Origin of the sequence: Fimbriimonas ginsengisoli Gsoil 348 (assembly GCF_000724625.1) — a bacterium.
GTDB classification, from domain to species: domain Bacteria; phylum Armatimonadota; class Fimbriimonadia; order Fimbriimonadales; family Fimbriimonadaceae; genus Fimbriimonas; species Fimbriimonas ginsengisoli.
Genome location: NZ_CP007139.1, coordinates 3,143,020 through 3,165,731, shown reverse-complemented (window position 1 = coordinate 3,165,731; position 22,712 = coordinate 3,143,020). Strand labels below are relative to the sequence as shown.

The window sequence follows — 22,712 nt, the reverse complement described above, 5'->3', positions numbered from 1 at the left end:
TCCGGGGCTCGCAGCAAGAAAAGAGTCGGGCCTAGCTACGGTTTCCGGAGATCATCGGCGAGGACGCCGACGCTACCACGCCCATCACGCCGCCACCACCCGCCCCTGCTCTGCCGAGCGGTAGGCCGCGTCCATCAGCCCGACGACCCGTAGGTTCGATCGTCCCTCGGTCACGAAAGGTCGCCCCTCCGCCAGCGACTGGAGATAAGCGCGCATGAACCGGCCGAAGGCGTGAGGAAACCACTTTTCCGTCACGTCGAACCGCTCCTCACCCGCGTCGGTGCGCAACGACACCTCATTCCCTCGCACCGTCAGCGTCCCCCGGTCGCCCTGAACGATCACTTCCTCGTTTGGGTGGTTATGCGCTTCGTCGTCGCGGCACGACCAGTTGTTCTGCACCATCGCCCTCATTCCGCTCTCGTAACGGATGTTCAAGACGCTCCACGTATCGCCCTGAACGCACTTCTGGCCAGCGTCCCGGCCCATCATCGCGTAAACGTCTTGCCACGCGCCAAACCAGTAATCGAGGAGGGCCAAGTGGTGAATCCCCATCGAAGCCAGCACCCACCGCTCGTTCTTCCCAAAGATCGGATGATCGAATTCCCACCACCCTCGGTTATGGATTTGGCAGAAATACGGATCGCCTATCCGCCCCGCTTGGATAAGATCGTGCGCCGCCTGAAAAGCGGGGACGAAGAGCGACTGGTGGTGGACCACGAGCGGAACCCGTGCCTCCTCAGCGATTTCGATAATGCGAAGAGCGTCGGCATGCGTATTCGCTACCGGCTTCTGCAGCACGATCGGCTTCCCGTGCTTTACCAGCCGCTGCATCAGCGGGATGCGGATCTCGGCCTCGTGGGGAACGGTCACGTCCAGCACATGGACATCGTCCCGAGCCGCCAGCTCCTCGGCATCGTCGTAAGTGGCGATGCCAAACCGGTCTTCCTTCGCCTTCCTAGCCGCCGGATCCGGGTCCGCCCCTCCCACCACCCGCAGCCCCTCGCCTTGATAAGCTTCCAGGTGAACGTTCGCAATCCCGCCCAGCCCCACCATCCCAATTCCAAACTCCTCGGCTTTCATGCCTGATCCTGGCATAGGCGGGCGATTAGCAGTTAGCGCCCAACGCCCAACGCCCAACGCCCAACGCCCAACGCCCAACGCCCAACGCCCAACGCCCAACGCCCAAAGAAAGCTGTACCATCTCCCCTAGCCATGATCCTCGCCCTTGCGCTGATCGCCCTCGTCGGGCAAGAGCCCGTCGGCGCCCATATCCAGCGCACCATGCGGCTGCTCGCCACCAGCACGCCGCTTACCCGGAACACTGTCCGCGTCCTGTTTTACGGCCAATCGATCACCGAGAGCGCGTGGTGGAAGGAGGTAGCGAGCGACCTCCGCCGACGCTTTCCTTACGCCGACCTCACCATCGAGAACAAAGCTATCGGCGGCTTTGCCGCCGATCTCCTAAGCCGTACCGTGAAGTACGATGTCGCTCCTTTCCGGCCGGACCTGGTCATCTTTCACGACTATGGGGGCGAGCCCGATTACGAATCGATCGTCCGGTTCGTCCGCTCTCAAACGACCGCCGAGCTGATGTTGATGGACGACATGGAGCCGGCCCCCTTGCGGGGAGGCGAGCCGCCGAACGTCATTGCTCGACAAGAGTGGCACGACCGCCACTCCACATGGCTGCGCGGCATTTGCCGCCGATTCGGCTGCGAGTTTGTGAACGTCCGCCAACCCTGGAAGGATCTGGTGCTGCGAGAGGGTCTCCAGCCGCTCGACCTCACGGTGGACGGAACCCATCCGAACGAGCGGGGCAACCACCTCATGGCATCTCTACTCAAACCTATCTTCCGATACGACCCGACGCTGCCCCGTAAGGCGTGGGCGGGCGTCGCTTACGGAGGATTGATTCACTGGAGCAAAGGACATTACCGCCTTGCCTTTCAGGGCAATCGGGTCGACTTGATACCAGGGCGGAACTTCACGGGAAAAAAGGCGCGCCCGACGACGAAGGTCAGGGTGTTGATCGACGGCCGACCACCCTCTGCCACGATCGGGACGTACATCTTCACCCGGCCGAGCCCGCTTCGAGCGGCGTGGTTCCCCGCCATTCTCCAGTTCCAGCCGCCTCGCACCCGGCCGCTCGTCGAGGACTGGACCGCCACCGTGACCGCCGTGGCCCCCGACGGAAACTTCATCTTCGATGTCCGAGGCTCCGTCACCGGATGGGACGGCCAAGGGAGCACAGCCGCCGACTTCGTCTCCCGGTCCGGCCGCATCGTCATCCGCCGGGTCGACTGGACTTTGGACTACGCCCAGCGCGTCGGAACGCCGGCTACTCCCGTCGGCTTTAAGGTCCACTGGCGCGTCGTCCCCGGCTACCTCGACTCCTATCTCCCTCCGCCGATGCCGGACTCGTCACTCGAGTACGCCACCACCGTCGCCCAGGGTCTCCGCAATGGCCGCCACACGCTGGACCTATTTACTCTCGATGGCCACCCTGGCCCTATCTCCCGGGTTAGGATCTACCGACCTCCAATCCATCCGTAGCGTAGATTAGGTGCGGTTTTGTGATACAACTCGGGAAAGAGTCGCAGCAGCAATAGGTTGTGCCCGTGGCGTAGGTGCCGGATGGACGTGGCTGCGGGCAGGCCCCTCATTGCTGAAGTTGGAAGCATGCCGGTGGCCGGGCGAGACGCCCGGAGTCCGGGGTGCGGGCGGGACGACCGCGCTCCAAGCCCATCCGATGCTACCCTTGGAAGGTGTCTAAATCACCATTCGTGCCTCCGCAACGTCAGTTAGTGGTCGAAGTTTTCGTGTCCGATCTCCGGCGGTCGCTAGCTTTCTACGCGGAGCTCGGCTTCCAGCAAGGTCGGGTAGATGGCGGGTTTGCCGTGCTGACTTGGGAAGGGTGCGAGCTGTTTCTCGACGAGCGGCCGGCGGAGCTATTGCCCCGGGGGACGCAGGCGAATGTGCGGGTGATGGTGGCGGATGTCGATGAGATTTGGGACCGCGTGAGCAGGCTCGGGTTGGATGTGATGGCTCCGATCGGGGACCGGTATTACGGGTTGCGGGACTTCACGGTGCTCGACCCAGACGGGTTCGGGATTCGGTTCGCGTCGCCGATCGGCGGAGCGGAGTAAATTGGACGGCATGCCGCTTCGAATCGGGATCCTCACCTGCGCTCACATGCACTGCTGGAGCTACGTCTCTTGTTTAAGGGGGCATCCGGATGCGCAGATCGTGGGGATTTGGGACGACGAGGTAGAGCGCGGGGAGACGTTTGCCCAGCAGGCGGGCATCACCTACACTGGGTACTTCGACGACTTGCTCGCGGCATGCGACGCGGTCTGCATCACCACCGAGAATAAGCGGCACGCCGAGCTTGGCATCCTGGCCGCGAAGGCGGGCAAGCATATCCTCTGTGAGAAGCCGCTGGTTACGTCGGAAGAGGAGGGCGCGCGGTTGCTCGCGGCGGTGAAGGAAGCGGGAGTGGTGCTGATGACCGCCTTTCCGTGCCGATTCGTTCCTGCCTACATGGAGCTTCGGGAGAAGGTTCGCGCGGGGGAGATCGGCAAGATTCGGGCGATCTGCGCCACGAACCGGGGGCAATGCCCAGGCGGCTGGTTTATCGAGCGGGAGAAATCGGGAGGCGGGGCGATGATCGACCACGTCGTCCACGTCGCGGATCTCCTTCGCGACCTGCTCCAAGAGGAGCCGGTACGGGTGCAAGCCCAGACCGGGTCGAACGTGTACCACCAGGATTGGGAAGACACCGCGATGCTGACGATCGAGTTTCCCAGCGGAATCTTCGCCACACTTGACTCTTCGTGGTCTCGTCCGAAAACGTACCGAACGTGGGGGGACGTCACCATGAACGTCGTCGGCGACGAAGGGACGATCGAGGTCGACCTGTTTGGCAGCGACGCGCAGCTCTACACTCTCTCGAGTTCGCCGGCCCACCAATCGCAAGGGTGGGGGAGCGACGCGGACCGGGCGATGGTCGAGGAGTTCGTGCAAGCCTGCCTCGCTCGCCGGGAGGCGGCGGTGACCGGGTTCGACGGGTTCCAAGCGGCGCGCGTCGCGCTGGCGGGGTATCGGAGCGCGGATCTGGGGCAAGCGGTCGCGCTCTAGCGCTCGAAGAGCTTTTGCTCGGGCTAAAGGTGACGCTCGAGGCGGTAGGAGCTGCCGTGGCGGATAGTTAGGGTTAGGTGATTCCCGGTCTGGGACTTCTCGAACGTCATCGGCGGCGGCTTATCGACCCGGCTGCCGTGTTTGGATAGGATGGCGAAATTGAACCGGATGTCGCCGTCGACCTCGTCGAAGCTTCCGCCGCCGACCCAGTCGGTGCAACCGAGATCAAAGCGACTCGCAGCGTACAGGTTTAGCACGCAACCCTTAGCATTATCAAGCGGGAACTCGCCTCGCCAACGACCCTGCAGGTTCTGGTTGGCACAGCCTAACGATAGGCATGCGATGGAACAGGCGCCTAGCAGCCTGCGCCAGAATCGAAGCATGGTAGTCACGATACCCGTCGCTCACGATTTCATCTGCCCGTGGTGCTGGGTCGGCCTATTGCAGGCGCGTCGGCTGGAACGAGAGTTCGGCGTCTCGTTCGAGTGGCTCTCATATGAGTTGATTCCGGATGCGTTGGAGTGGTCAACCTCCACGCCCGCCTCTCCGCCTCCTGCCAACAAGGCTCCCACCCCGAGCCGGTTCGACCTCATCAAGGCTGCCGACGGCGTGGTGATGCCGGCGGCAGAGCGGCCCAAGCAGATGCGCACGCACAACGCCCACGAGGCGGTAGAGTACGCCAAGACCGAAGGGGTCGCCGACGCGCTGGTGGAACGGCTTTACCGAGCACTTTGGGAAGACGGGGAGACGATCAACGATCCAGTCGTCTTGCGGAGGCTGGCCGCCGGGATCGTTATGGATCTGGACGCCTTGGACGACGCAATCCGTAACCGGCGATTCGAAGACAAGATTATCGGGTTCGACGAGGACGCTTACGCGAGTGGGGTGTACAACGTGCCGACCTTCTTTATCGGAGGCGAAAAGTATGCCGAACAGCCGTACGTTGTGCTTCGGCAGGCGGTTAAGAACGCGCTTGGCGCACCGGAGGGGACCAGTCTCTACTCCGATCTGGCTTTCCCCGCCGCCCCGGTCGACCGCCCGTACACCTTTATCAACATGGTGACGACGATCGACGGGAAGAGCGTGAGCGGGACCCGCGACGAGAGCGTTAGCGACCTTGGCTCAAAAATCGACCGCCTGCTGATGCGGCGGATCGAGTCGGCAGCCGATGCGATCATGACCGGTGCCCAGACGATCCGAGCCACCAGCCCAGCTTGGGACCCAATGTCGCCGCGCCGGATCGCGGTGACCCGTTCCGGCGACGTGCCGCAACATGCCGCCTTCTTCGAATGCGGGGAGTCGTACGTCGCGGCGTGCGAGTCGGCAGCCGTCGAGCCGTTCGGCCAGACGCAGGTGCTGCGGGCAGGGCGCGATTCGCTCGATTTTCCCTTGCTCCTGAGCCGCCTTCGGAAAGAAATGGGAGTCGAGCGGCTGCTCGTCTCCGGAGGCAGCGAGTTGAATGCCGAACTTTTGCGGCTCGATTTGGTCGACGAGCTGTTCTGGACCGTCGCCCCGAAAGTGAAGCTTGGGCACGGCCTGCCCACCTATGCCGGCGGAGACCCGCTTCCGCGGGAGGCGCTTCTTCGATTCGAGCTGATGAGCGAGCAGGTGATTGGCGACGAGCTCTTTCTGCGCTATCGCCGGCGACGGTAGGGAGCAATCTAACGCGAAGCGTTGTAGCCGCAGGTTGGCTCGTACCTGCGTGAGGGTGTTTCGTCTCGTGACCAAACATGCGGATCTTTCGGAGGCTCTCACGCAGGTACGAGCCAACCTGCGGCTACTGGTGTACCGAAGGTACACCGGAATCATCGGCGAGGGCGCCGACGCTACTTGCCGTACCAGGTTGTGGAACGGAGGAGGGGGTTTGGCGGTTGTCCCATAATCAATAGCGCTTCAGACCGCGTAGAACTTCCTTTGACTGCCCAAGAACAAGCTGCCCAGAAAGTGCCCCGGACGAGGGCGCGTGCGATCCTTCGACCGCTCGCGCCCTCGACGTATCTGCTGCGGAACGCCGGTAAGACGATCCCGCTGACGAGCGTCATCATGCTCGCCGTGATGCTGGTCTCCAGCATCATTTCGATGATCGACTCGATTCCGTATTCCATTCGCGTGATCTACGCCTACTCGAAGGAGATGGTCGGAATCACCCCCCGGGGAGACACGTCCCAAACGCCGAAGCTCTTGGACGACGTTCGAAAGCACAGCCCGGTGCCGCTCGACCGAATCGTGACCTGCCGGGCAAGCGGGTCGCAGGTGAAAAGCATCGTCGGCAAATGGCCCTTCATCATGCTAGGGCTAAGCCAGCCGGATATGCAGTACTACTTGAAGCGCCAGGGCATGACGGCGTTGGTGGGGCGTCTCCCCAAACCTGGAGCGCCCGAAGCCGTGGTTTCGCGCCCAGTAGCCAAGAACCTGAACCTCAAAATCGGCTCGGCGGTTCAGGGACCCGACATGAACGAGAGCTACTCGCCCAAATGGGTCAAGGTCGTCGGCATCGCCGAGACCGATCGATGGGTGATGGTGAACAGCCTCGAGTATCAACGGGCATACCACTATCCGCCCATCGACCTCGGCATGGCGTTTGCCAAGAACCTCCAAGACCAAGACAAGCTCGACCACTGGGCGGACAAGTATTTCAAGGGGCAGCACGGCCAGATCTGGGCGTATTTCCAGATCGAGAAACAGACGAAGGAGATGTTCACCGTCCTCTTCAAAATCCTGAACGTGGTCATCGCTACGCTGGCCCTGGTCATCACCTTCATGATGGGGATGCTGATGAACATCTATCAGTCGCAAAGGCTGGTCGAGTTCGGCCTGCTCCAGGCGATCGGCTACACCAAACGGCAGTTGCTGAAACGCGTGCTTCTGGAAGCGATCGCGGTGATCGTAATGGGGTGGATTCTGGGGAACGGCATGGCCTATCTGCTGCTTGTCATGGCCAAAAAGCTCCTCATGGATCCGAGTGCCTTTGCATTGCAAGTCTGGGATCCCTTGGCGTTCCAATACACGATTCCGATTCCGTTCGCCATCCTGATCGTGGCGATCGGCACGGTGGTATTGAGGTTCCGAAGATTCGACCCGGTTGGTGTCGTGGAGCGGCGGCTCGTATGATCGAGGCGCGCGGAGCGGCTCTCGAGTATTCCGACCACGGGCGTCCCGTGTTCGCTTGCCAAGACGTCGACCTGAGGGTCGAGTCGGGCGAGTTCTTGGGAATCTTGGGGCCCTCGGGTTCGGGCAAATCTTCCCTCCTCTACTTGCTGAGCGGGCTCAAGATCCCCACCACCGGAGAGGTTTCTTATAATGGCGAAAACCTTACCGGAATGCATGAGGAGGAGCGAAGCCGGCTTCGCCTTCGCGATTTCGGCTTCGTTTTCCAACAGCCGTACTTGCTGGGTTACTTGACCGCGCTTGAGAATGTGCTTGTCGCGACGCCGGCAGTGACTCGGCCGGACGATGCCCTGGCGTTGCTAGAAGACCTGAATCTAGGCCCCAAGAGCCATCGGCTGCCGCACGAGCTGAGCGGCGGCGAGCGGCAGCGGGTTTGCGTGGCGCGATCGTTGCTGGGGCGGCCGAAGGTGGTTTTCGCCGACGAACCGACGGCATCGCTGGACCACAAGAACGGAGTGGCCGTCGTTCAGTTACTGAACCGGTTGCGAGGGTCGGGCTCACTGGTGATGGTGACGCACGACCCATCGATGCTGGAAGAGGCGGACCGGGTGGTTCGGATCGTCGAGGGCCGAATCGAACCGTCTATAGCGTGAAGTAGAAAGACGCGCCCTTATTAGGCGCCGATTCGGCCCAGACATGGCCGCCGTGCCGTTCGATGACCCGCTTTACATTGGCGAGGCCAAGGCCGGTCCCCGGAAACTTCGAGGTGTCGTGCCCTCTCTCAAATGGTTCAAAGAGCTTTTGAGCAAGGGTCGATTCGAACCCGACGCCGTTGTCTCGGACATGAAAGACACCGTCTTTGAACCCGACTTCGATGCGGGGGTGCGGCTGCCCCTTGGTGAACTTCAGGGCGTTTTCGATCAAGTTCTGCAAGATCACTCGCATAAGGCTCTGGTCGGCTTCGGCGGTTAGCCCTTCCTGAATCTCGATCGTTACATCTCCGGGGGCGTAGGAGCCCCCTTCCAAATCGCGAGCGACGTTTCGCGCGTGGGCGGTGATGTCCACATTGACCTTTTCCAGCGGCTTCGTCCCGATTCGGGCGTGCTCCAGCAGGTCTTGGATCAAGCGATCCATGCGACTAGCAGCATCCCTCACTCGGAAGAGTTCTTTACGGCCACCTTCGTCGAGCAAACCTCCATAATCTTCAAGCAACGCGCCGACCCCGAAATTGATCCCACGGAGAGGGGCGCGAAGGTCGTGGGCCACGGAATAAGAAAACGACTCGAGCTGGCGATAGGCCGACACCAATTCGGTCGTGCGCTGCTCCACCCGGCGCTCCAAAGCAGCTTGGCTCGCCACCTGATCGGTGACATCGACGCAGGTCCCGATGTAACCGACGAACTCGCCTTCCGGATCGAAGAGGGGGGAGCCGTGGGCGAGCATCCAGCGCCAGCGGCCATCTTTCCGACGCCGGCGATATTGCATCTGAAACGGCACCCGTTCATCGAAGGCGTTCTCGAATGCCGACCGATACTGGATTACGTCGCCAGGGTGGATGCTAGAGGCGGAATCGGCGATTTCTTGTTCCATGGTTCGGCCGGTGAACTCTAGCCAAGCCCGGTTAAACCAGCTCTGCCGCCGATCGAGGCCGGCCGTCCAAATGAGGACGGGGGCGCCGTTTGCCATCGCGCGGAAGCGTTCTTCACCCGCTCGGAGCTCCGCCTCCGTCTCGACCCGCGCGGCGATTTCGTTACGAGCGAGGGTGTAGAGGCGGGCGTTGTCCACCGCGGCGCCGGCCCGGCGGGCCAAGAAGCCGAAGAACTCGACGTCTCCCCAGTTATATCGATTCGGCTCTGCGGAGACGAACGACATTCCGCCCAAGATTTTTCCGCGGGCATGCAGCGGGACTAGGACGACGGACCGGAAACCCGCTCGCTCGATATCTCGGATAACGTCATCCGGAACCCCCCGGGGTCGCACGAGCTCCTCGATAAGATCGCCGTAAAGCTCGGGGACTCCAGTCCGAACGACGTTCGGCATGCCGTGATCGGCCCGCATGTCGTGCGGATGGGCCATCCAATAGCTGCGGGACCATGCCACCATCTCCGGATCGGAATGGGCGAGGGCGACGGACTCGAGCTGGCCGTTCTCATCGAGCACGTCAACCGCGCACCAATCGGCGAGATGGGGAATGGCAAGTTGGGTGACCACCTGAAGGGTGGCCTGATAATCGAGAGACTCTCCCAGCAAGGCACTCGCTTCGGCCAGAAAACGGTAGTCCTCGACCGTCCTTTCACCGATCGATTCGCTGAGTCTGAGCGAGTCGTCCATATCTTACCGACACCATCTTAGCCCAGCTATTTGCGCAAGGGGAAGGCAACGCCGGAGATTCGGAATTAGGTTCGGGCTAGATCGTTCGCTTACGAATACGCTGGCTGCCCTTCTTTTCGGTGGGGGTAACGACGACTTCTTCGTTGGTCCCGCCCGCCGCATTGTTGGACAGCTTCAGCTTGTCCACGGCGGCCTTGATGTCTTTTTTAGATGGACGCTTCATGGCTTAGCCTACTTCTTCGGCGAAGGATTTTGCCCAGTCGTGGCGGATGTAGCGTCGGCGCCCTCGCCGATGATCCGGAGGACCGCTGGTCTCCAGACCGGCTCTTCCGGACTCCCTCACCCCCAACCCCCTCTCCCTCGTTCGGCACATACATCCGAAGGAGGGAGAGGGGGATCCGGAGAAATTACTGTGCAACGCATACTGTGTGTGATATAGTATGTATAAGCTACTGTGCGACACATAGTATGAGCAGGTGAAGATGGACCAGTTTGAGAATTTACGGTTGGAGCTGCGACGGGGGTGCTTGGTGGTAGCCGCGTTGGCGGCGCTACGGAGCGAACAGTACGGCTACACGCTGCGGAAAGCCCTCAGCGAGCACGGGATGGAGATCGACGAAGGGACGCTCTACCCACTCCTGCGCCGCCTCGAGACTCAGGGGCTTTTAGTGAGCGAATGGCGCGAGGAGGACAAGCGGAAGAAGCGGTTCTATCGCCTCTCGTCCCAAGGGGAAACGACGCTGGAGCAGCTCTTGACTGAGTGGAAGAGCATCGATAGATCGCTGAACGGAATTTTAGAGGGAGTCTGACAATGGAACTTTTGGATCAATACTTACGGGCGATCAAGCCCCTGCTGCCCAAGGATCAGCAGCAAGATATCCTTGCCGAGCTCTCGGAAGAGATCGCCTCACAGATGGAGGAGCGTCAGCGCTCGCTCGGGAGAACGCTGACCGACGCCGAGCAAGAAGAGATCTTGCACCGCTTCGGGCACCCCCTGATCGTCGGCGGCCGGTATCAACCGAACCAAGGAACCCTTTCCTTTGGGCGCGAACTTATCGGACGCGACCTGTTTCCGTTTTATCTCGGCGCGATGAAGATCATCGCCGCCATCTCGGTGGTGCTGCACGTGTTGGTTCTAGCGGTCCTCTCGTACTGGGAGCCGGTCTCGGTGGGCGTTTGGATTTCCGGATTCGTCTTCCACTTCACCATCCAGTTCGTGGTCATCACCGGCATATTCATTGCCATCCAAAGACATCTCACCCGCTATCCGGATAAGTGGGACGCGGTAGGCAATATGCGCCGGCCCGAGGCCAAGAACCCGAATATCGCGGTCCGGTTCGAGGCGATCGCCGAACTGGTGGTGCTCGGGGTCGTCCTCGCTTGGATTCAAGGCGTGCTGTGGCCGCCGCATGTTTCGCTCGGGATTTGGGAGCTGGCGCCGATTTGGCACAACGCTTATTGGCCGCTCGTGGCGGTGACGGTAGCGACGATGGCGTTCGATCTGGTTACCGTTTTCCGTCCGGATAACGGACGGTACCGGCGATTGGTCAAAATCATCGGCTCTGTCGTCTGGCTGGTTACGGCCGCTTATCTCCTTAGCTCCGGGACCTGGGTCGTACTGACTCATGGAATGCCGGATACGGTGACCACTCGCCGAGGGGTCGCAGGCGTTAACGAATACCTCTTCCGCTACGGTCTGATCTCGACGTTGATCGTCATGGCGGGGGCAACGGCATGGGAGATCTTTAAGGCTATTCGGAATCGGCGCTAAGAGAAGGCACCCGATTTGATAAGGGGTCCCAAGGGACCCTTTATCAACGTTGTCTATTCGACGCCCGATTGAGCCGGCTCGCCTCAGTACATTTCTTTGTCGCCGTACAGCGTCTGGATGTAGCCGATCTGGCCGAGGTGGTAGGTGAAGTTCCAGCGAGGGTAATCCATCATTTCGTAGTAGGTGAAGTCCTTTCCACCGCTGTAGGGGAGCCACTTCGTTTCGGATAGCCGCTCATCCGGGAAATCTTTGTAGAGACCGGCGAGGCGATCGATCTGCTTCAGGCACTCTTCTTTGCACTGGTCGATCGTCTTCCATGCCTCCATTTCCGCTTTAAGGGCCGCCGCGGACTCTTCGTCCCACTCTGGTGCAGGGGCGCCGGAGATAATGTCGTAGGCCCAGACCGGAGTCTTGGCCATCTCACGGGCCATGTCCAACACGGACCGTCCAGCATCCAGGGGTTTCCATTCGAGCTTGTCGGCGGGAACGTTCGCCGCGTACCGAAACGCCTCTTCCGCGGCTTTGCGCGTGACGTCGATGATATAGTCCTGATATCTCATTGGTTTTCTCCAGACGCCTTAATGATAGACGCTTGTCTGCTAATGATACACAAGTGAACGGCCGCCCGCAATAAGCTTGCCGAAAATTTAACGAACGCCGTTTCTCTGCCAAGGTTACGGTAGCCGCTCATGAAATTTCTCGATGCCGAAGAAGTTCGGGACCGTCTCGACCTTGGTCAACTGGACATCGCGCTGGAGACGGCGATGAAGGACGTGTCGCGGGGCGCAACTTCGATTCCGGCCAGAATAGCCGCCCACGTGGAGGGGAAAGGTTTGCTTGCCGCGATGCCCGGCTACGTTCCCTCGCTGGGGGTTCTAGAGGCAAAGTTGGTGGCGCTGTTCCCGGGAAATGCCGATCCGATCCCTACGCATCTGACGGTCATCGTGGCGTTCGACCCCAATAGCGGGGCGCCTCTCGCCGTGATGGAAGGGGACGATATCACGACGCTTCGTACGGCGGCCGGATCCGCTTTGGCAACCCGGCTCTTGGCTCGAGAAGATTCGCGAGTGGTGGCGATTCTTGGGACGGGGGTTCAGGCGAAGGCGCATGCTCGGGCGATGATGCGGGTGCGTGCGGTCGACCGGATTCTCGTTGCCGGGCGGAGTCCCCACAAAGTGGCGGCAATGGTAAGCGAGTTGGAGAGCGAGCTACCGGTGGAGGCCTCCGACTGGGAAAGCGCAGTACGGTCCGCGGACATCGTTTGCGCGGCGACTCATCCGGATCGGCCCGTGGTTAGAGGGGAGTGGCTTCGCCCCGGAACTCACGTCAATTCGGTCGGCCTCTCATCGCACGGGGCGGAAGTCGATCAGCTCGCTTTACGCATGGCCCACGTCTTCGTGGAGCATCGGGCCACGGCGGTGATGCCGATGCCGACCGGCGCCAACGAGCTCGACCAGGCGATTCGCGAAGCTACTTTGTCGTTGGATGAGATCACGGAGATTGGAGAGGTGTTGCTTGGAACCCGACCTGGGCGCACCTCCGCCGATGAGATCACTTTGTACAAATCGGTCGGCATCGCGGCGCAGGATGCGGCGGGAGTGGCGGTGATTCTAGCTTCGTTTCGTGATCGTTAAGGTCAAAAATTAGGGTTGTTGGCCTCATCGAAATCGCAGTAAGATAACTTCGTGGCAGAAAATAACGCAAACGAAAATGTATTGAACAACGGTCGAACTTTCGTGTGGCACGAGGTCTACGGAGCAAGCTCGCAGGCTTCGATCGACTTTTACACGTCGGCTCTCGATTTCGGCTTCACCGAGATGGAAATGGGTTCCATGGGCACCTACAAGATGCTTACCCGCAACGGTATTCCGGTCTGCGGAGTTCTCGGCACGACCGAGATGGAGCAGATCAAGGACGCCCCTCCGCACTGGGCCACGTACCTTTCCGTCGACGACGTCGACGCTCGATTGACCAAGTGCCAAGAACTCGGCGCCACCGTTGTGGTTCCCGCGATGGATGTCCCGACCGTCGGCCGCATGGCCCTCATCATGGACCCCCAGGGCGCCCACATCTGGCTCTTCAAAGGCGCTCCGCAGGAGTAGCAAAGTGGCATGGGCTTCCAGCCCATGTGTGCAACAACATCCTGGTCGTGCAAACGTAGCATCGGCTCCCAGCCGATGAACCTCACGACCTTGTAGGTCGTGCGTAAAGTCCAGGGGCAAGATGCCCCTGGGACCCACTGGCTGGAAGCCAGTGCCAGGTTATTGGGCTGAGACTTCGGCTGGGTAGTCGGTGATGATGAAGTTGACGCCGAGGTCTCGGACTCGGTCGGCTTCTGGGCCGGGAGGCACGGTCCAGGAGAAAATCGGGATGCCGCGGGAATGGGCGGCGGCAATTAGGTTCGCCGTTAGGTATCGGTAGTCGATCCCGAGTCCGGACGCACCGATCTCGGAAAGTCGCGCGAACAGCTCGGGAAAGTTCCAGTGCTCGAGCGGGCGGCCGACTAACCACACCGCGAAGAGAGTAGGACAGGCTTCTACCGCCATCGCGACTCGCCGCGAGTCGAAGGCGAAAACCATTACTTGGTCGACTAGCCCTCTCCGGGTTAGGAGTACGGCAAGGCTTTCCTCGATTCCGTTGCCTTGCTTGATCTCGACCGCCAATACGGAGCGATCTTTCGTGATGGAGAGTACTTCGTCGAGGGTGGATACGCCGAGCGCATGCAGGCAAGCGGCGCTCAAATCCCGAACCCATTTCCCTTCCACTACCGGGTCGTGAACGAGCACCAATTCCCCATCGCGGCTCAGTCGAACGTCGCATTCCGCCGCCGGCGCACCGGACTGGATACAGGCCTCGAAGGAAGCCGGAGTGTTCTCCACCTCATGCGCAGATGCGCCCCGATGGCCGACGACCTGGGGGCGGGACCACGAGCGCGCAACAAGCCCCGCGACGGTGATGCTCATAGTCCTGCTACGTTCCGGGTGGCGAAATCTTCACCGAACGGCCGATTTCCGTGAAATCGATCTCGACCCGCCACGCCGACGCGGGGTCAATGAGGCCTTCCGCCCGGTCGGGCCATTCGATGAGGGAGAGGTGAGTGTCGAGATAATCCTCCAAGCCGATTCCGAGGTAACTGCCGACCCGATATAGGTCCGCATGCATTACCGGCGGACTTGTCTCAAAACTCTGGACCAAGTTAAAAGTGGGAGACCGGACCGCGCCCACATGCCCGAGCCCCTCCAGCAGTCCACGCACCAAGGTGGTTTTGCCCGCGCCGAGCTCACCCCGCAGCAACACGACGTCCCCGACACTGAGACGATGGCCAAGTTGCGCCCCCAGAGCTTTCATAGCCGACTCGTCGGCGACCTGGTGAACCTCCATCAGGCGAAATCGCTCATCTTCGTCCCAAGTTGGATAGCCTGCAGGGGGTTTCCATCCGGGTCCGCGAAATCAACGACGACGCCGAGTGGTGTCTCATGATAGGGGTGATCGGTGGGATAGCCGGCCTCGGACAACCTTGTTCGAAGCGCCTTTAGGTCGGCGACCTCCACTCCGACGATCCATCCTCCTCCCGACGCCTCGCCTCGGAATTTTGGATGGAGGCCAAGCCGAATCGGGCCAAGCATGAAATCCGACCAATACGGCGTTACCAGCCTGGGCGAGAGCCCAAGAACGTCGCGATAAAACGCAACCGCGCGATCCATGTCGCTGATCTGGCAGATCAGCGTATTCAGGCCTTGCACCATTCCTACACGTTACACCCTTGCCACCGGTCAAAGAAATCGGTACGATGGGCGGGTGAAAAATGTCGCTTGGGTCCTGATTGGCGTAATTGGGCTCGCCGGCTGCCGTAAGGCGCCCGCTCTTCACGTCACCGCTGCCAGCCCAGTGGCCCTCTCCGGCGGCTGGACTCCCGGCCAAAGCCGAGATGGATCGGTAACCCTCGCGGTCGCTCCCGGCTGGCGGGTGGGCGTGGACAAAGCGGACAACCTCCTCTCCGCACTTGGCAGCGCCGGCGGCGATTCGAGTTCCGATCCTAACGGGTCGGCGCTAAGTGCCGATCTTCAGCGGATGGCCGCCGACTCGGATCGCCGAAGCCAGGAGATGGAGCAGAAGGAGCTGGCGTCGCTGGAAAAGCGCGGAATCGTGATTCAAGTGATCAACGGCAGCCGACCGACGATCGGTGAGGACCGCACCAAATACTACGTGGTTCGCCACCACCTCTCGGGAAACGTCGGGTGGGCAGAGGCAACGGACGCCGAGCGGCGTCACTACGCGTATCCCCCCAAACCGGAGGAAGTGAAGCTACCGATCGGCAAGGCGTACCGGTTCTTCGCGGACGACAAACTCCGCGACGGATCCGACCGCCACCAGATCAGCTACGTCGTGATCGACGGCGAATACACCTACACCCTCCGCTTCCTGACCCAGGAGGACGCTCAAACCATCTCCTCGATCGCCGACCCAGTCGCCCAAAGCTGGCGGATTCATCCGACAAAACCATTGTAAGCCGATTGAGTAAAAATCGAGACTCAATTTCATGGTCATTGACGAATTAGGTTTACATTTCCCTGATCTTATTTCATCCGTAGCCCGTGGCTTTAGCCGCGGTTCAAGGTTCTACCGGGGATAAATCCCCGGGCTACGGGTGAATCTACTTTGTCAATCTATTTGGTTGATGACCATAACCGCAATTGCGGTGTCAACTATCTGGCCAGAAGTCTGGTTAATTTTTGATCTAGTTGCTCTGGCATCGTGAAATGTTTTTTGAGGAAACAGCCTACGCAATCTCTGTTCAGAAGAAAGCAACTCAGAGACTCAGAGACATTGAGACTTGAGAAGGCAAATACCGTTCAAGAGAAGAGGCTGTCGCCTGGATCTTCTTCGTGTCTCTGTGCCTCTGAGTCTCCGTGTTGAAATTCCCGTGAGGCGTCGTCAACGTAAACGCCAATCCCCGTTCTTCACTTTCGCCCGCAGACTCTCCAGTAACCCGCAAAGGTGCGCCCGCGGCTGCACCGCGTAGTCTGGGATGCCGTCGGCGAAGACGTCGGCCCAGGTTCTCAGACAGTCGATGCCGGTGACCTTGGCGAATGTGGGGTCCATGAGGCCGGCGTACATGGCGGCCTGGGACGAGAGCGGTCCTTTGCCCACAACTTCGATGTGGTTGGAATACTTCCGCATCGCCTCAGCCGCGCGCGCGATTTGCCAGCCGCCAGTAAACGCCACCGAACGGCCCGCGTAGACTGCGTACCGCATGTCGAAACCGGCGAGCTCTCCGGTACCGAGGGTGTCCAAGTACAGGGTGGCGAAACCATCGGTCGAGGGTCGCACCTCAGGGGATTTGCCGTCGTCGGCCACAACGATTCGGACGCCCGACGGCTTGCCGGATGGGAGGACCAAGACTCCGGGGGTGGCTAGCCCGGGTTCCGACTCAAAGGTAACCGTTCGCTTCGGTCCGTCGCCAATCTCGTGGTACTTCATATCGGTCCGAGCCGGTACGCCTCCATTCACCCGAAAGACTTCAGCGACCGAAGCCGCCGCCGGCGCGGCGGCTAGGTACTCCTTCGACAGATCGCGCATCGTCCGCTCGCCGGCGATCGGCGGGTCGAGGACCAGGATCGATCGGTCTTCGGGGTTCAGTAACTCGATCGGTGGCTCGGGCACCGGCGAGCCGTCTCCCTTCTTAAGAAGATAGCGGTCGAAGAATCCCATCATCGTCTCCCGCATCGGCTTGCTGTAGTCGTGCCCGCCCGGGAAAATCTTCACGTAGACGTCGTCTTGCTTCCCGAACAGCCGCCACGTCTCGCCCATCTTCTTGTGGGTGAGCCGCATCGCGTCGGGCGGGAATTCGCCGTCGTTTTGAGCGCCCATCAGAAGCACCGGCTTGGGCGCCTGGATTCCGATGACGTCCGAGCGATCGCCGATCAGCGACGTACCTGGGACATGGTTGCAGAGGCAGCCGTTGTCCGGCGCCAGCTCCATGCTCGACATATAGACCACCGGGACCGCCGCCTTGTACCGGTCGTCGGCCGCGAACAAATAGAGGGTGGCCAGGCCGCCGCCGGAAGCGCCGGTTAGGCCGATGCGGCTCATGTCCGCATCGGGCCGGGTCTCGACGTAGTCCAGCGCCCGTATGGCGTCCCAGACGTAGTAACCGGTCGTGTTGGTGCCGCCTTCCACCAGCTTGAAGTCGTTGTGGTCCCCCTCGGGCCGCCGCTCGATGAGCGAGTCGCCTTCAAAGCTCCACCCAGGACTGTCGATGGTCACCGCCATGTAGCCATGCAAGGCCTGGAAAGCGGAGCGATACTGCAGCCGGTCCTCCCCTTTCTTATGCGCCCAGTGGCCGTTGACGTTGACGATGACCGGCATCTTCGCCTCGGCAGGACGGTCCGGGACGTACACGTGAGCCGTCACATAAAACTTCGGCCGGCTCTCGAAAACGAGCTTCTCGATGTGATATCCGTTTCGCTGGATGCGTCCGGTGATGCGGGCATTGAGCGGCGTCTTGGCCGGCATCGGGTCGAGGCCGAGCGTCCTCAACAGCTCCTTTCTCCGTCGCGCGCGCTCCGGCTCGAAGTCGGCGGCCGAGGCCGGGGTAGGGCGTTTGGAGAGGCTGACGACGCGGTCGCGAAGGAATTTGTTGGCAATCTCCGCCCCCTTTCCGCCGAGCAAATCGTCGTCGGCCACGGGACCGGGAATCGTTGTAAAGCTGTCCATGCCTTGTTCCTTGGCGATGACCTCGCCGAGCGTCATGAAAGGAATATCGTGCGAATTCATCAGGTCGGGGTGGCAAGAGCTAGTGAATTCGGCACCCTCGCTGCAACTGTCGACGAGAATTGTCGGCTTCGTTTTTCCGCCTAGGCTCAGCAAGCGAACGAACGCCTTTGCCGATGCGGGCAGATGCATCGTCTGCATCAGCCGCGCGCTCGTCACCCAAATCTCGCCTTTGCCGAGCTTCATGCGGGCGAGTCCCCCATTGCCGAATATCTCCCAACCCTCGCTAGGCGCGAAGCGCTGCCACATAATTCCGGCCGTCTCAACCTTACCAAGGCCGAGTTGCCCGCCCGGGTCGAAGACCGAATTGTTAGCTGGCTCGATCTTTAGTGGCTTGGGCAGCCAATCGAGCTTGTACCGGTTGAAGTCCTGCTGAAGGATGACCAGCCGCATCCCGCGCTCCACCGGGTCGAGCAGCTTTCGCTTGGTCGCCCGGTCGAACGAGCTAAAGAACGCCCAAGCGCGGGTCCCTAGCAGAAGTCCGCCATATTTGGATGAATCGATCACCGACGGTTTCAGATGGGAAGCCGCCTCCGTTGCGTTGTAGATCTGCGGCGTCGGGCCGGACCGAGCGGGAATAACCAAGTACGGGGCGACCGGGAACGGACCCGGATAACGGACCGCTTTCCTCCCGTAAAGCAGCTCCGCCGCCACCATGTGGCCACAACGGTCCCGATCGAACTCTGCTTCAAACTGGGTGCCGTGACGCCGCATCGGAATGCGATGGAAGAACGTTGAGCTTGGCAACGGCTTCACCAGCAGCCAGGCTCTATCCGCGAAGGGCGCCCGGAGAGCGCACGTAATCGTCTTGCCGGTATCGAACCACGACATCGCCTCGTCGCGCTTTCGACCGGCCCCGCTTACAATGGATGGAACCGGATTGATCGCCCCAGGGAGCCCATGCAACCGCGCAACCTCGTCGGCGACCTTCTTCGCCTCCCCAGACCAAGAGAAGGTGTTCGTGCGCATCCGAAGCCGCTCGGTAAATGGCTTGTAGCGAGTATTCGTGCCCAGCAACCGCATCGCCTCGGCGGCGTCCCGCATGCTGGATCTCATTAGGTCCGTGGCTCCCGGGGGCCCCTGTGCAGCCTCGGTCTGCGCATACTCGGATGCCGCGGTGAAGCGTCCTTGATAGTAGGATGCGAGGGTGCTGTCCATTACGACGGTCTCGGCAATCTCCCTCGCCCGCAAGCTCGGCGACTGGAAAAAACTGGCAGTCCTACCGAGCAGTGTTTCCGGGATACCTTGGTCTCGGGCGACATCTAAGAGAGGAATACGGCCGTCGACCCCACCCGTCGCTCGATTGGCTAACTCCTCATTGATCGGTAGGAACGAAAAACTATCTAGGCCCTGCCCCTGAACGTAAGCGGACGTATCGCCGCCCCACTCTAATTCCGGCGCATGGTTCCGATGGTCGGGTCCGAGACTGTAAGCCATGAACGCTTTCGGCATCAACAGGCTCGCCTCTTTCCAAGCTTGAACCAGCGGGTGCGAGCCCTTACCGAGCAAGCGATCCGCCTGGGCGTCGAACGTCGCCTCCGGAACCGTCGGGTCGTAGCCAAGGCGGCCCCAGGTCATCCAGTACATCTCGTCGCGCTGATGGATCCAGTTGCAGTATTTGTCCTTCGGATCGGCGAGGTAGTAATCCGGCGACTTTGGGTAGTAGGCGTCTAGCCCCTCGATCGTGTAGCCGGAGGCGGTGCCCATTCGCATCGCCTTGATCGACCGCCGCACCCATTCCGGGTTGTAGAACGGAAAAATCCGGTGAGTTCCGTTCGCCCGAACCTGCCAAACGACCTTGTACGGCTCGCTCGGCCAGCGCTTGCCATCCTCGGTCGGCTGACCGGGCCAGGTTTTGGCGTTCAGCTTCGGATCGCCCGCGTCGCTCAGGTAATCCTCGAACGAATAGCTGTACCAGTTCGGCATCCGTCCGCCCGCCACCGGGTACGGCGCGCCCCACTGCTCGCCGTTGTATTTGATCTCGACGGTGAAGTCTTTCGACGCCCGGGCGAGCGGGAGCACGTTTTGCCGCCTCGTGATCCAACTACGCGTAATGAGGGGAATGTCTCGCCCGCTCCGCTTGACCGCTTCGCCGTAGCACTTGAAGAACGACTCGCTCTTGCCGCTCTCTCCGATTCGGAATCCGATCGCATCGAGACCGGGCGCTTGCCGAATCATCCGCTCAACGACGTCTCGCGTGTAGTCGTAGATCGTCGGCTCGTCGTTCTTATAAGGCGGGGTGCGGTTCTGGGGGATTCGGAGGTCGGCCTGGTACGCCATCAGGCTCACTCGGATTCCTCGCGAGTGCGCCATGTCAATCACGTGGTTGAGCTGCCGCAGGTTTGCCGCCTTGACCTCAGACGCTACGCCCACCTGCGGAAACTTGTCGCTCTGTATAAAATAAGCATACAGATTGGGCGCATCCGTAACACTGATATCCCAAGTCCCGTGGATATCCAACCAGTTCAGCCGGCTATGCGCCATCAGGTCGAGGAGGGTTTTCCAGTAGTCCTCGTTGTGAAACCACCACCGGTTCGGATCGGTCAGCGCGGCGGGATCGTAATCGGTGTCGTTCTTGACGTAATTCCAAGGGAGCGTAAGGAAGAGGTTCAGTCCTCGGTCGGCCAGGAACGGCTTCTGCTCGACCTTCGTCGACCAGGCGCTCGCGCCGTTGTTTCGCAACCGCTCGGCAAACTCAAACGCCCCGTACATGGCGCCGACCGGGTCCGAGCCGACGATCTGGACTTTGCCGCCGTCGCCGGAGATCCGGAACCCCTCTTTGGATCCCGGCGCGATTCGCAGGACCACCGCGCTCGCCTTCGACCCGGCAACCCTCGAAATCTCCTCCCGCCCGATCGCCACCGGATCGGGCGCACCTACCAACATCGCTAAGCACGCCGCAAGAAACACAATTGCACACTCCGCCCTACGGCAAGGAGTCTAGCAAAGAATCGAAAAGCGTGGGCACGGAGCCCCCTCCTCGTCGATGTATGTGCGATGAGGAGGGGGTTTGGGGGTGGAGAATTCCGGAAGGACCGCCGCTCTCCAGAGCGGCCCCCGTACCCATGTACCAAAGGTACACGGGAATCATCGGCGAGGACGCCGACGCTACTATCGAGCGACGGCCGACATCATCGCTTCCGGGTATCGGGTTCCGGCGGTGGGTTCCAAGCCGGAGAGTCGGGCGAGGTCGTCCGGAGTGAGGACCAGGTCTTGAGCAGCGGTGTTCTCTTCGAGGTACTTGAGCTTCTTCGTTCCCGGGATCGGCGCCACGTGCTCCCCCTGGGCCAGCGTCCAAGCCAAGGCGACTTGCCCCGGCGTCACCCCGTGCCGAGCCGCGATCGCCTTCACGTGGTCGACGATGACGAGATTGCGTCGGAAGTTTTCACCCTGGAATCGGGGATTGTTGCGCCGCCAGTCGTCGGCGGGGAGATCCTCGATCGACTTAATCTGACCCGTAAGAAATCCGCGTCCGAGCGGAGAATAAGCCACGAAGGCGACGCCGAGTTCCTTCGTCGTCGGCACCACGTCCGGCAGGAAGTCTTGCGTCCAGAGCGACAGCTCGTTCTGGACGGCCGCGATCGGGTGGGTGGCGTGAGCCCGGCGGACCGTTTCCGCCGACGCTTCGCTAATGCCGAGGAAGCGAACCTTCCCCTCGCGAACGAACTCCGCCATCGCCCCGATCGTTTCCTCGATCGGCACCTCGGGGTCGATTCGGTGGAGATAGTAGAGGTCCACATGGTCCACGCCTAATCTCTGGAGGGAGTTTTCCAGGCTCTTTCGCGCGTAGGCCGGGGTGCCATCGACGAAGTAGGTGAGACTTGAGTCCGCCGCCTTCTCGCGGTGCGATGACAAGGTGCGGTCGAACACGTTGCCGAATTTGGTACCGAGGAACACCTCGTCACGGCGGGTCTTGAGCGTTCCGGAAAGGAGCCGCTCGTTGGCGCCCATTCCGTACATATCCGCGGTGTCCCAGTGATTCACGCCGAGTTCCAGCGCACGGTGGAGAACCCGTGTCGACTCGTCGTCGTTGCCCGGGCCGTAGGCGAACGACATCCCCATGCAGCCTAGCCCGATAGCGCCAACCGTCTGGTCTCCGATTTTTCTGGTTTTCATTCTTCTTCCTCCGTCGCTCCGCACAGCCGGCGAAGCTCGCGTAAGCAAGGGTCGTCGATGCCATTCTCAGGCACCCATCCCTGCTCGTATAGTCCGATCTTGTAGTCGAGCGCGGCGAGGTTCCGATTCAGCTCCGCAATGTGCGAAAGGACCGTCTCGCGGTGCGCTTCGAGGAGCGCTTTTCGCTCGGGAATGGTGTGCACCCCCTCCCGAGCCAGCTCGGCGTATCGCCGAACCTGGTGAATTGGCATGCCGGTGGAGCGAAGCCGGGTGAGAAACAGCAGGGAGTCGATCGCAAGCGGATGGTACCGGCGGTGGCCGCCCCCGTTTCGATCGACCCGCGGGAGCAATCCCGCTCGTTCGTAGTAGCGCAGAGTATGCGCCGTCAGCCCCGTTGCCTCCGAGACCTGTTGAATCGTTAGCTCGAGCTCCATCACCCAATAGTCTGAAAACTTAGAGCGCGCTCTAAGTCAAG

At 61.0% G+C, this 22,712-nt stretch carries 22 protein-coding genes; 11 read left to right on the top strand and 11 right to left on the bottom strand.

Features of this window, described 5'->3' with window-relative positions:
* Positions 1–84 precede the first annotated feature (84 nt).
* The gene (locus tag OP10G_RS14280) at positions 85–1,080 is read right to left on the bottom strand and encodes a Gfo/Idh/MocA family protein (RefSeq protein ID WP_025229757.1); all 996 of its coding nucleotides are present in this window, start codon (positions 1,078–1,080) and stop codon (positions 85–87) included.
* A 132-nt stretch (positions 1,081–1,212) separates the two neighbouring features.
* On the opposite strand from OP10G_RS14280, the gene OP10G_RS14275 reads away from it, so the two are divergent.
* The 3 genes from OP10G_RS14275 (at position 1,213) to OP10G_RS14265 (ending at position 4,137) form a co-directional block, all read left to right on the top strand.
* Entirely contained in the window at positions 1,213–2,553 is a 1,341-nt protein-coding gene (locus OP10G_RS14275; protein WP_025225201.1) for an SGNH/GDSL hydrolase family protein, read from the top strand.
* 212 nt (positions 2,554–2,765) lie between these two features.
* Positions 2,766–3,146, top strand: coding sequence for a VOC family protein (locus OP10G_RS24725; protein ID WP_158409241.1), 381 nt, complete (start codon positions 2,766–2,768; stop codon positions 3,144–3,146).
* A gap of 10 nt (positions 3,147–3,156) precedes the next feature.
* On the top strand, positions 3,157–4,137 hold the full coding sequence (locus OP10G_RS14265) for a Gfo/Idh/MocA family protein (protein WP_038475345.1): 981 nt from the start codon (positions 3,157–3,159) through the stop codon (positions 4,135–4,137).
* 23 nt (positions 4,138–4,160) lie between these two features.
* On the opposite strand, the gene OP10G_RS26895 is transcribed toward OP10G_RS14265, so the two are convergent.
* Positions 4,161–4,394 carry a hypothetical protein gene (locus OP10G_RS26895; protein WP_025225204.1) on the bottom strand — a complete coding sequence of 78 codons (234 nt, stop codon included), beginning with the start codon at positions 4,392–4,394 and terminating at the stop codon, positions 4,161–4,163.
* 124 nt (positions 4,395–4,518) lie between these two features.
* On the opposite strand from OP10G_RS26895, the gene OP10G_RS14255 reads away from it, so the two are divergent.
* The 3 genes from OP10G_RS14255 to OP10G_RS14245 all read left to right on the top strand — a co-directional run bounded on the left by OP10G_RS14255 (position 4,519) and on the right by OP10G_RS14245 (position 7,898).
* Entirely contained in the window at positions 4,519–5,790 is a 1,272-nt protein-coding gene (locus OP10G_RS14255; protein ID WP_038473142.1) for a dihydrofolate reductase family protein, read from the top strand.
* Positions 5,791–6,081: 291 nt separating this feature from the next.
* Complete coding sequence (locus OP10G_RS14250; RefSeq protein ID WP_038473140.1) at positions 6,082–7,248, top strand: ABC transporter permease; 1,167 nt, start codon at positions 6,082–6,084, stop codon at positions 7,246–7,248.
* The gene (locus OP10G_RS14245; RefSeq protein ID WP_025225207.1) at positions 7,245–7,898 is read left to right on the top strand and encodes an ABC transporter ATP-binding protein; all 654 of its coding nucleotides are present in this window, start codon (positions 7,245–7,247) and stop codon (positions 7,896–7,898) included. The genes OP10G_RS14250 and OP10G_RS14245 overlap by 4 nt, the downstream gene beginning before the upstream one ends.
* Here OP10G_RS14245 and OP10G_RS14240 read toward each other — a convergent pair.
* Both OP10G_RS14240 and OP10G_RS26890 read right to left on the bottom strand, forming a co-directional pair.
* Positions 7,888–9,576, bottom strand: coding sequence for a sensor histidine kinase (locus tag OP10G_RS14240; protein ID WP_025225208.1), 1,689 nt, complete (start codon positions 9,574–9,576; stop codon positions 7,888–7,890). The two genes, OP10G_RS14245 and OP10G_RS14240, sit on opposite strands and share 11 nt — an antisense overlap.
* 76 nt (positions 9,577–9,652) lie before the next feature.
* Positions 9,653–9,799, bottom strand: a complete 147-nt coding sequence (locus tag OP10G_RS26890) for a hypothetical protein (protein ID WP_158409240.1) — start codon at positions 9,797–9,799, stop codon at positions 9,653–9,655.
* A 259-nt stretch (positions 9,800–10,058) separates the two neighbouring features.
* Between OP10G_RS26890 and OP10G_RS14235 the strand changes: the two genes are divergently transcribed.
* Together OP10G_RS14235 and OP10G_RS14230 are read left to right on the top strand one after the other, a co-directional pair.
* A complete protein-coding gene (locus OP10G_RS14235) occupies positions 10,059–10,385 on the top strand; it encodes a PadR family transcriptional regulator (RefSeq protein ID WP_038473138.1) in 327 nt (108 codons plus the stop codon).
* An 11-nt stretch (positions 10,386–10,396) separates the two neighbouring features.
* Positions 10,397–11,347: an HAAS signaling domain-containing protein gene (locus OP10G_RS14230; RefSeq protein WP_144241166.1), complete on the top strand. Its 951-nt coding sequence runs from the start codon at positions 10,397–10,399 to the stop codon at positions 11,345–11,347.
* An 83-nt stretch (positions 11,348–11,430) separates the two neighbouring features.
* Here the strand turns inward: OP10G_RS14230 and OP10G_RS14225 are convergent, their stop codons facing one another.
* Positions 11,431–11,907, bottom strand: a complete 477-nt coding sequence (locus OP10G_RS14225; protein WP_025225211.1) for a DinB family protein — start codon at positions 11,905–11,907, stop codon at positions 11,431–11,433.
* Between the two features lie 129 nt (positions 11,908–12,036).
* Between OP10G_RS14225 and OP10G_RS14220 the strand changes: the two genes are divergently transcribed.
* A complete protein-coding gene (locus tag OP10G_RS14220) occupies positions 12,037–12,981 on the top strand; it encodes an ornithine cyclodeaminase family protein (protein ID WP_025225212.1) in 945 nt (314 codons plus the stop codon).
* A gap of 51 nt (positions 12,982–13,032) precedes the next feature.
* Positions 13,033–13,449 carry a VOC family protein gene (locus tag OP10G_RS14215; RefSeq protein WP_025225213.1) on the top strand — a complete coding sequence of 139 codons (417 nt, stop codon included), beginning with the start codon at positions 13,033–13,035 and terminating at the stop codon, positions 13,447–13,449.
* Positions 13,450–13,608: 159 nt separating this feature from the next.
* Here the strand turns inward: OP10G_RS14215 and OP10G_RS14210 are convergent, their stop codons facing one another.
* From OP10G_RS14210 to OP10G_RS14200, 3 genes are read right to left on the bottom strand one after another with little or no spacing between them, the layout of a single operon-like run.
* Complete coding sequence (locus tag OP10G_RS14210) at positions 13,609–14,310, bottom strand: glycerophosphodiester phosphodiesterase (RefSeq protein ID WP_025225214.1); 702 nt, start codon at positions 14,308–14,310, stop codon at positions 13,609–13,611.
* A gap of 7 nt (positions 14,311–14,317) precedes the next feature.
* Positions 14,318–14,728, bottom strand: coding sequence for a tRNA (adenosine(37)-N6)-threonylcarbamoyltransferase complex ATPase subunit type 1 TsaE (gene tsaE, locus OP10G_RS14205; RefSeq protein WP_025225215.1), 411 nt, complete (start codon positions 14,726–14,728; stop codon positions 14,318–14,320).
* The gene (locus OP10G_RS14200; RefSeq protein ID WP_025225216.1) at positions 14,728–15,093 is read right to left on the bottom strand and encodes a VOC family protein; all 366 of its coding nucleotides are present in this window, start codon (positions 15,091–15,093) and stop codon (positions 14,728–14,730) included. Before OP10G_RS14200 ends, tsaE begins: the two co-directional genes overlap by 1 nt.
* Before the next feature lie 52 nt (positions 15,094–15,145).
* On the opposite strand from OP10G_RS14200, the gene OP10G_RS14195 reads away from it, so the two are divergent.
* Entirely contained in the window at positions 15,146–15,856 is a 711-nt protein-coding gene (locus OP10G_RS14195; RefSeq protein ID WP_025225217.1) for a hypothetical protein, read from the top strand.
* A gap of 426 nt (positions 15,857–16,282) precedes the next feature.
* Here the strand turns inward: OP10G_RS14195 and OP10G_RS14190 are convergent, their stop codons facing one another.
* The 3 genes from OP10G_RS14190 to OP10G_RS14180 all read right to left on the bottom strand — a co-directional run bounded on the left by OP10G_RS14190 (position 16,283) and on the right by OP10G_RS14180 (position 22,671).
* The gene (locus OP10G_RS14190; RefSeq protein ID WP_025225218.1) at positions 16,283–21,007 is read right to left on the bottom strand and encodes an acetylxylan esterase; all 4,725 of its coding nucleotides are present in this window, start codon (positions 21,005–21,007) and stop codon (positions 16,283–16,285) included.
* A 225-nt stretch (positions 21,008–21,232) separates the two neighbouring features.
* Positions 21,233–22,237, bottom strand: coding sequence for an aldo/keto reductase (locus OP10G_RS14185; RefSeq protein ID WP_025225219.1), 1,005 nt, complete (start codon positions 22,235–22,237; stop codon positions 21,233–21,235).
* The gene (locus tag OP10G_RS14180) at positions 22,234–22,671 is read right to left on the bottom strand and encodes a MerR family transcriptional regulator (RefSeq protein WP_025225220.1); all 438 of its coding nucleotides are present in this window, start codon (positions 22,669–22,671) and stop codon (positions 22,234–22,236) included. Before OP10G_RS14180 ends, OP10G_RS14185 begins: the two co-directional genes overlap by 4 nt.
* Positions 22,672–22,712: the final 41 nt, after the last annotated feature.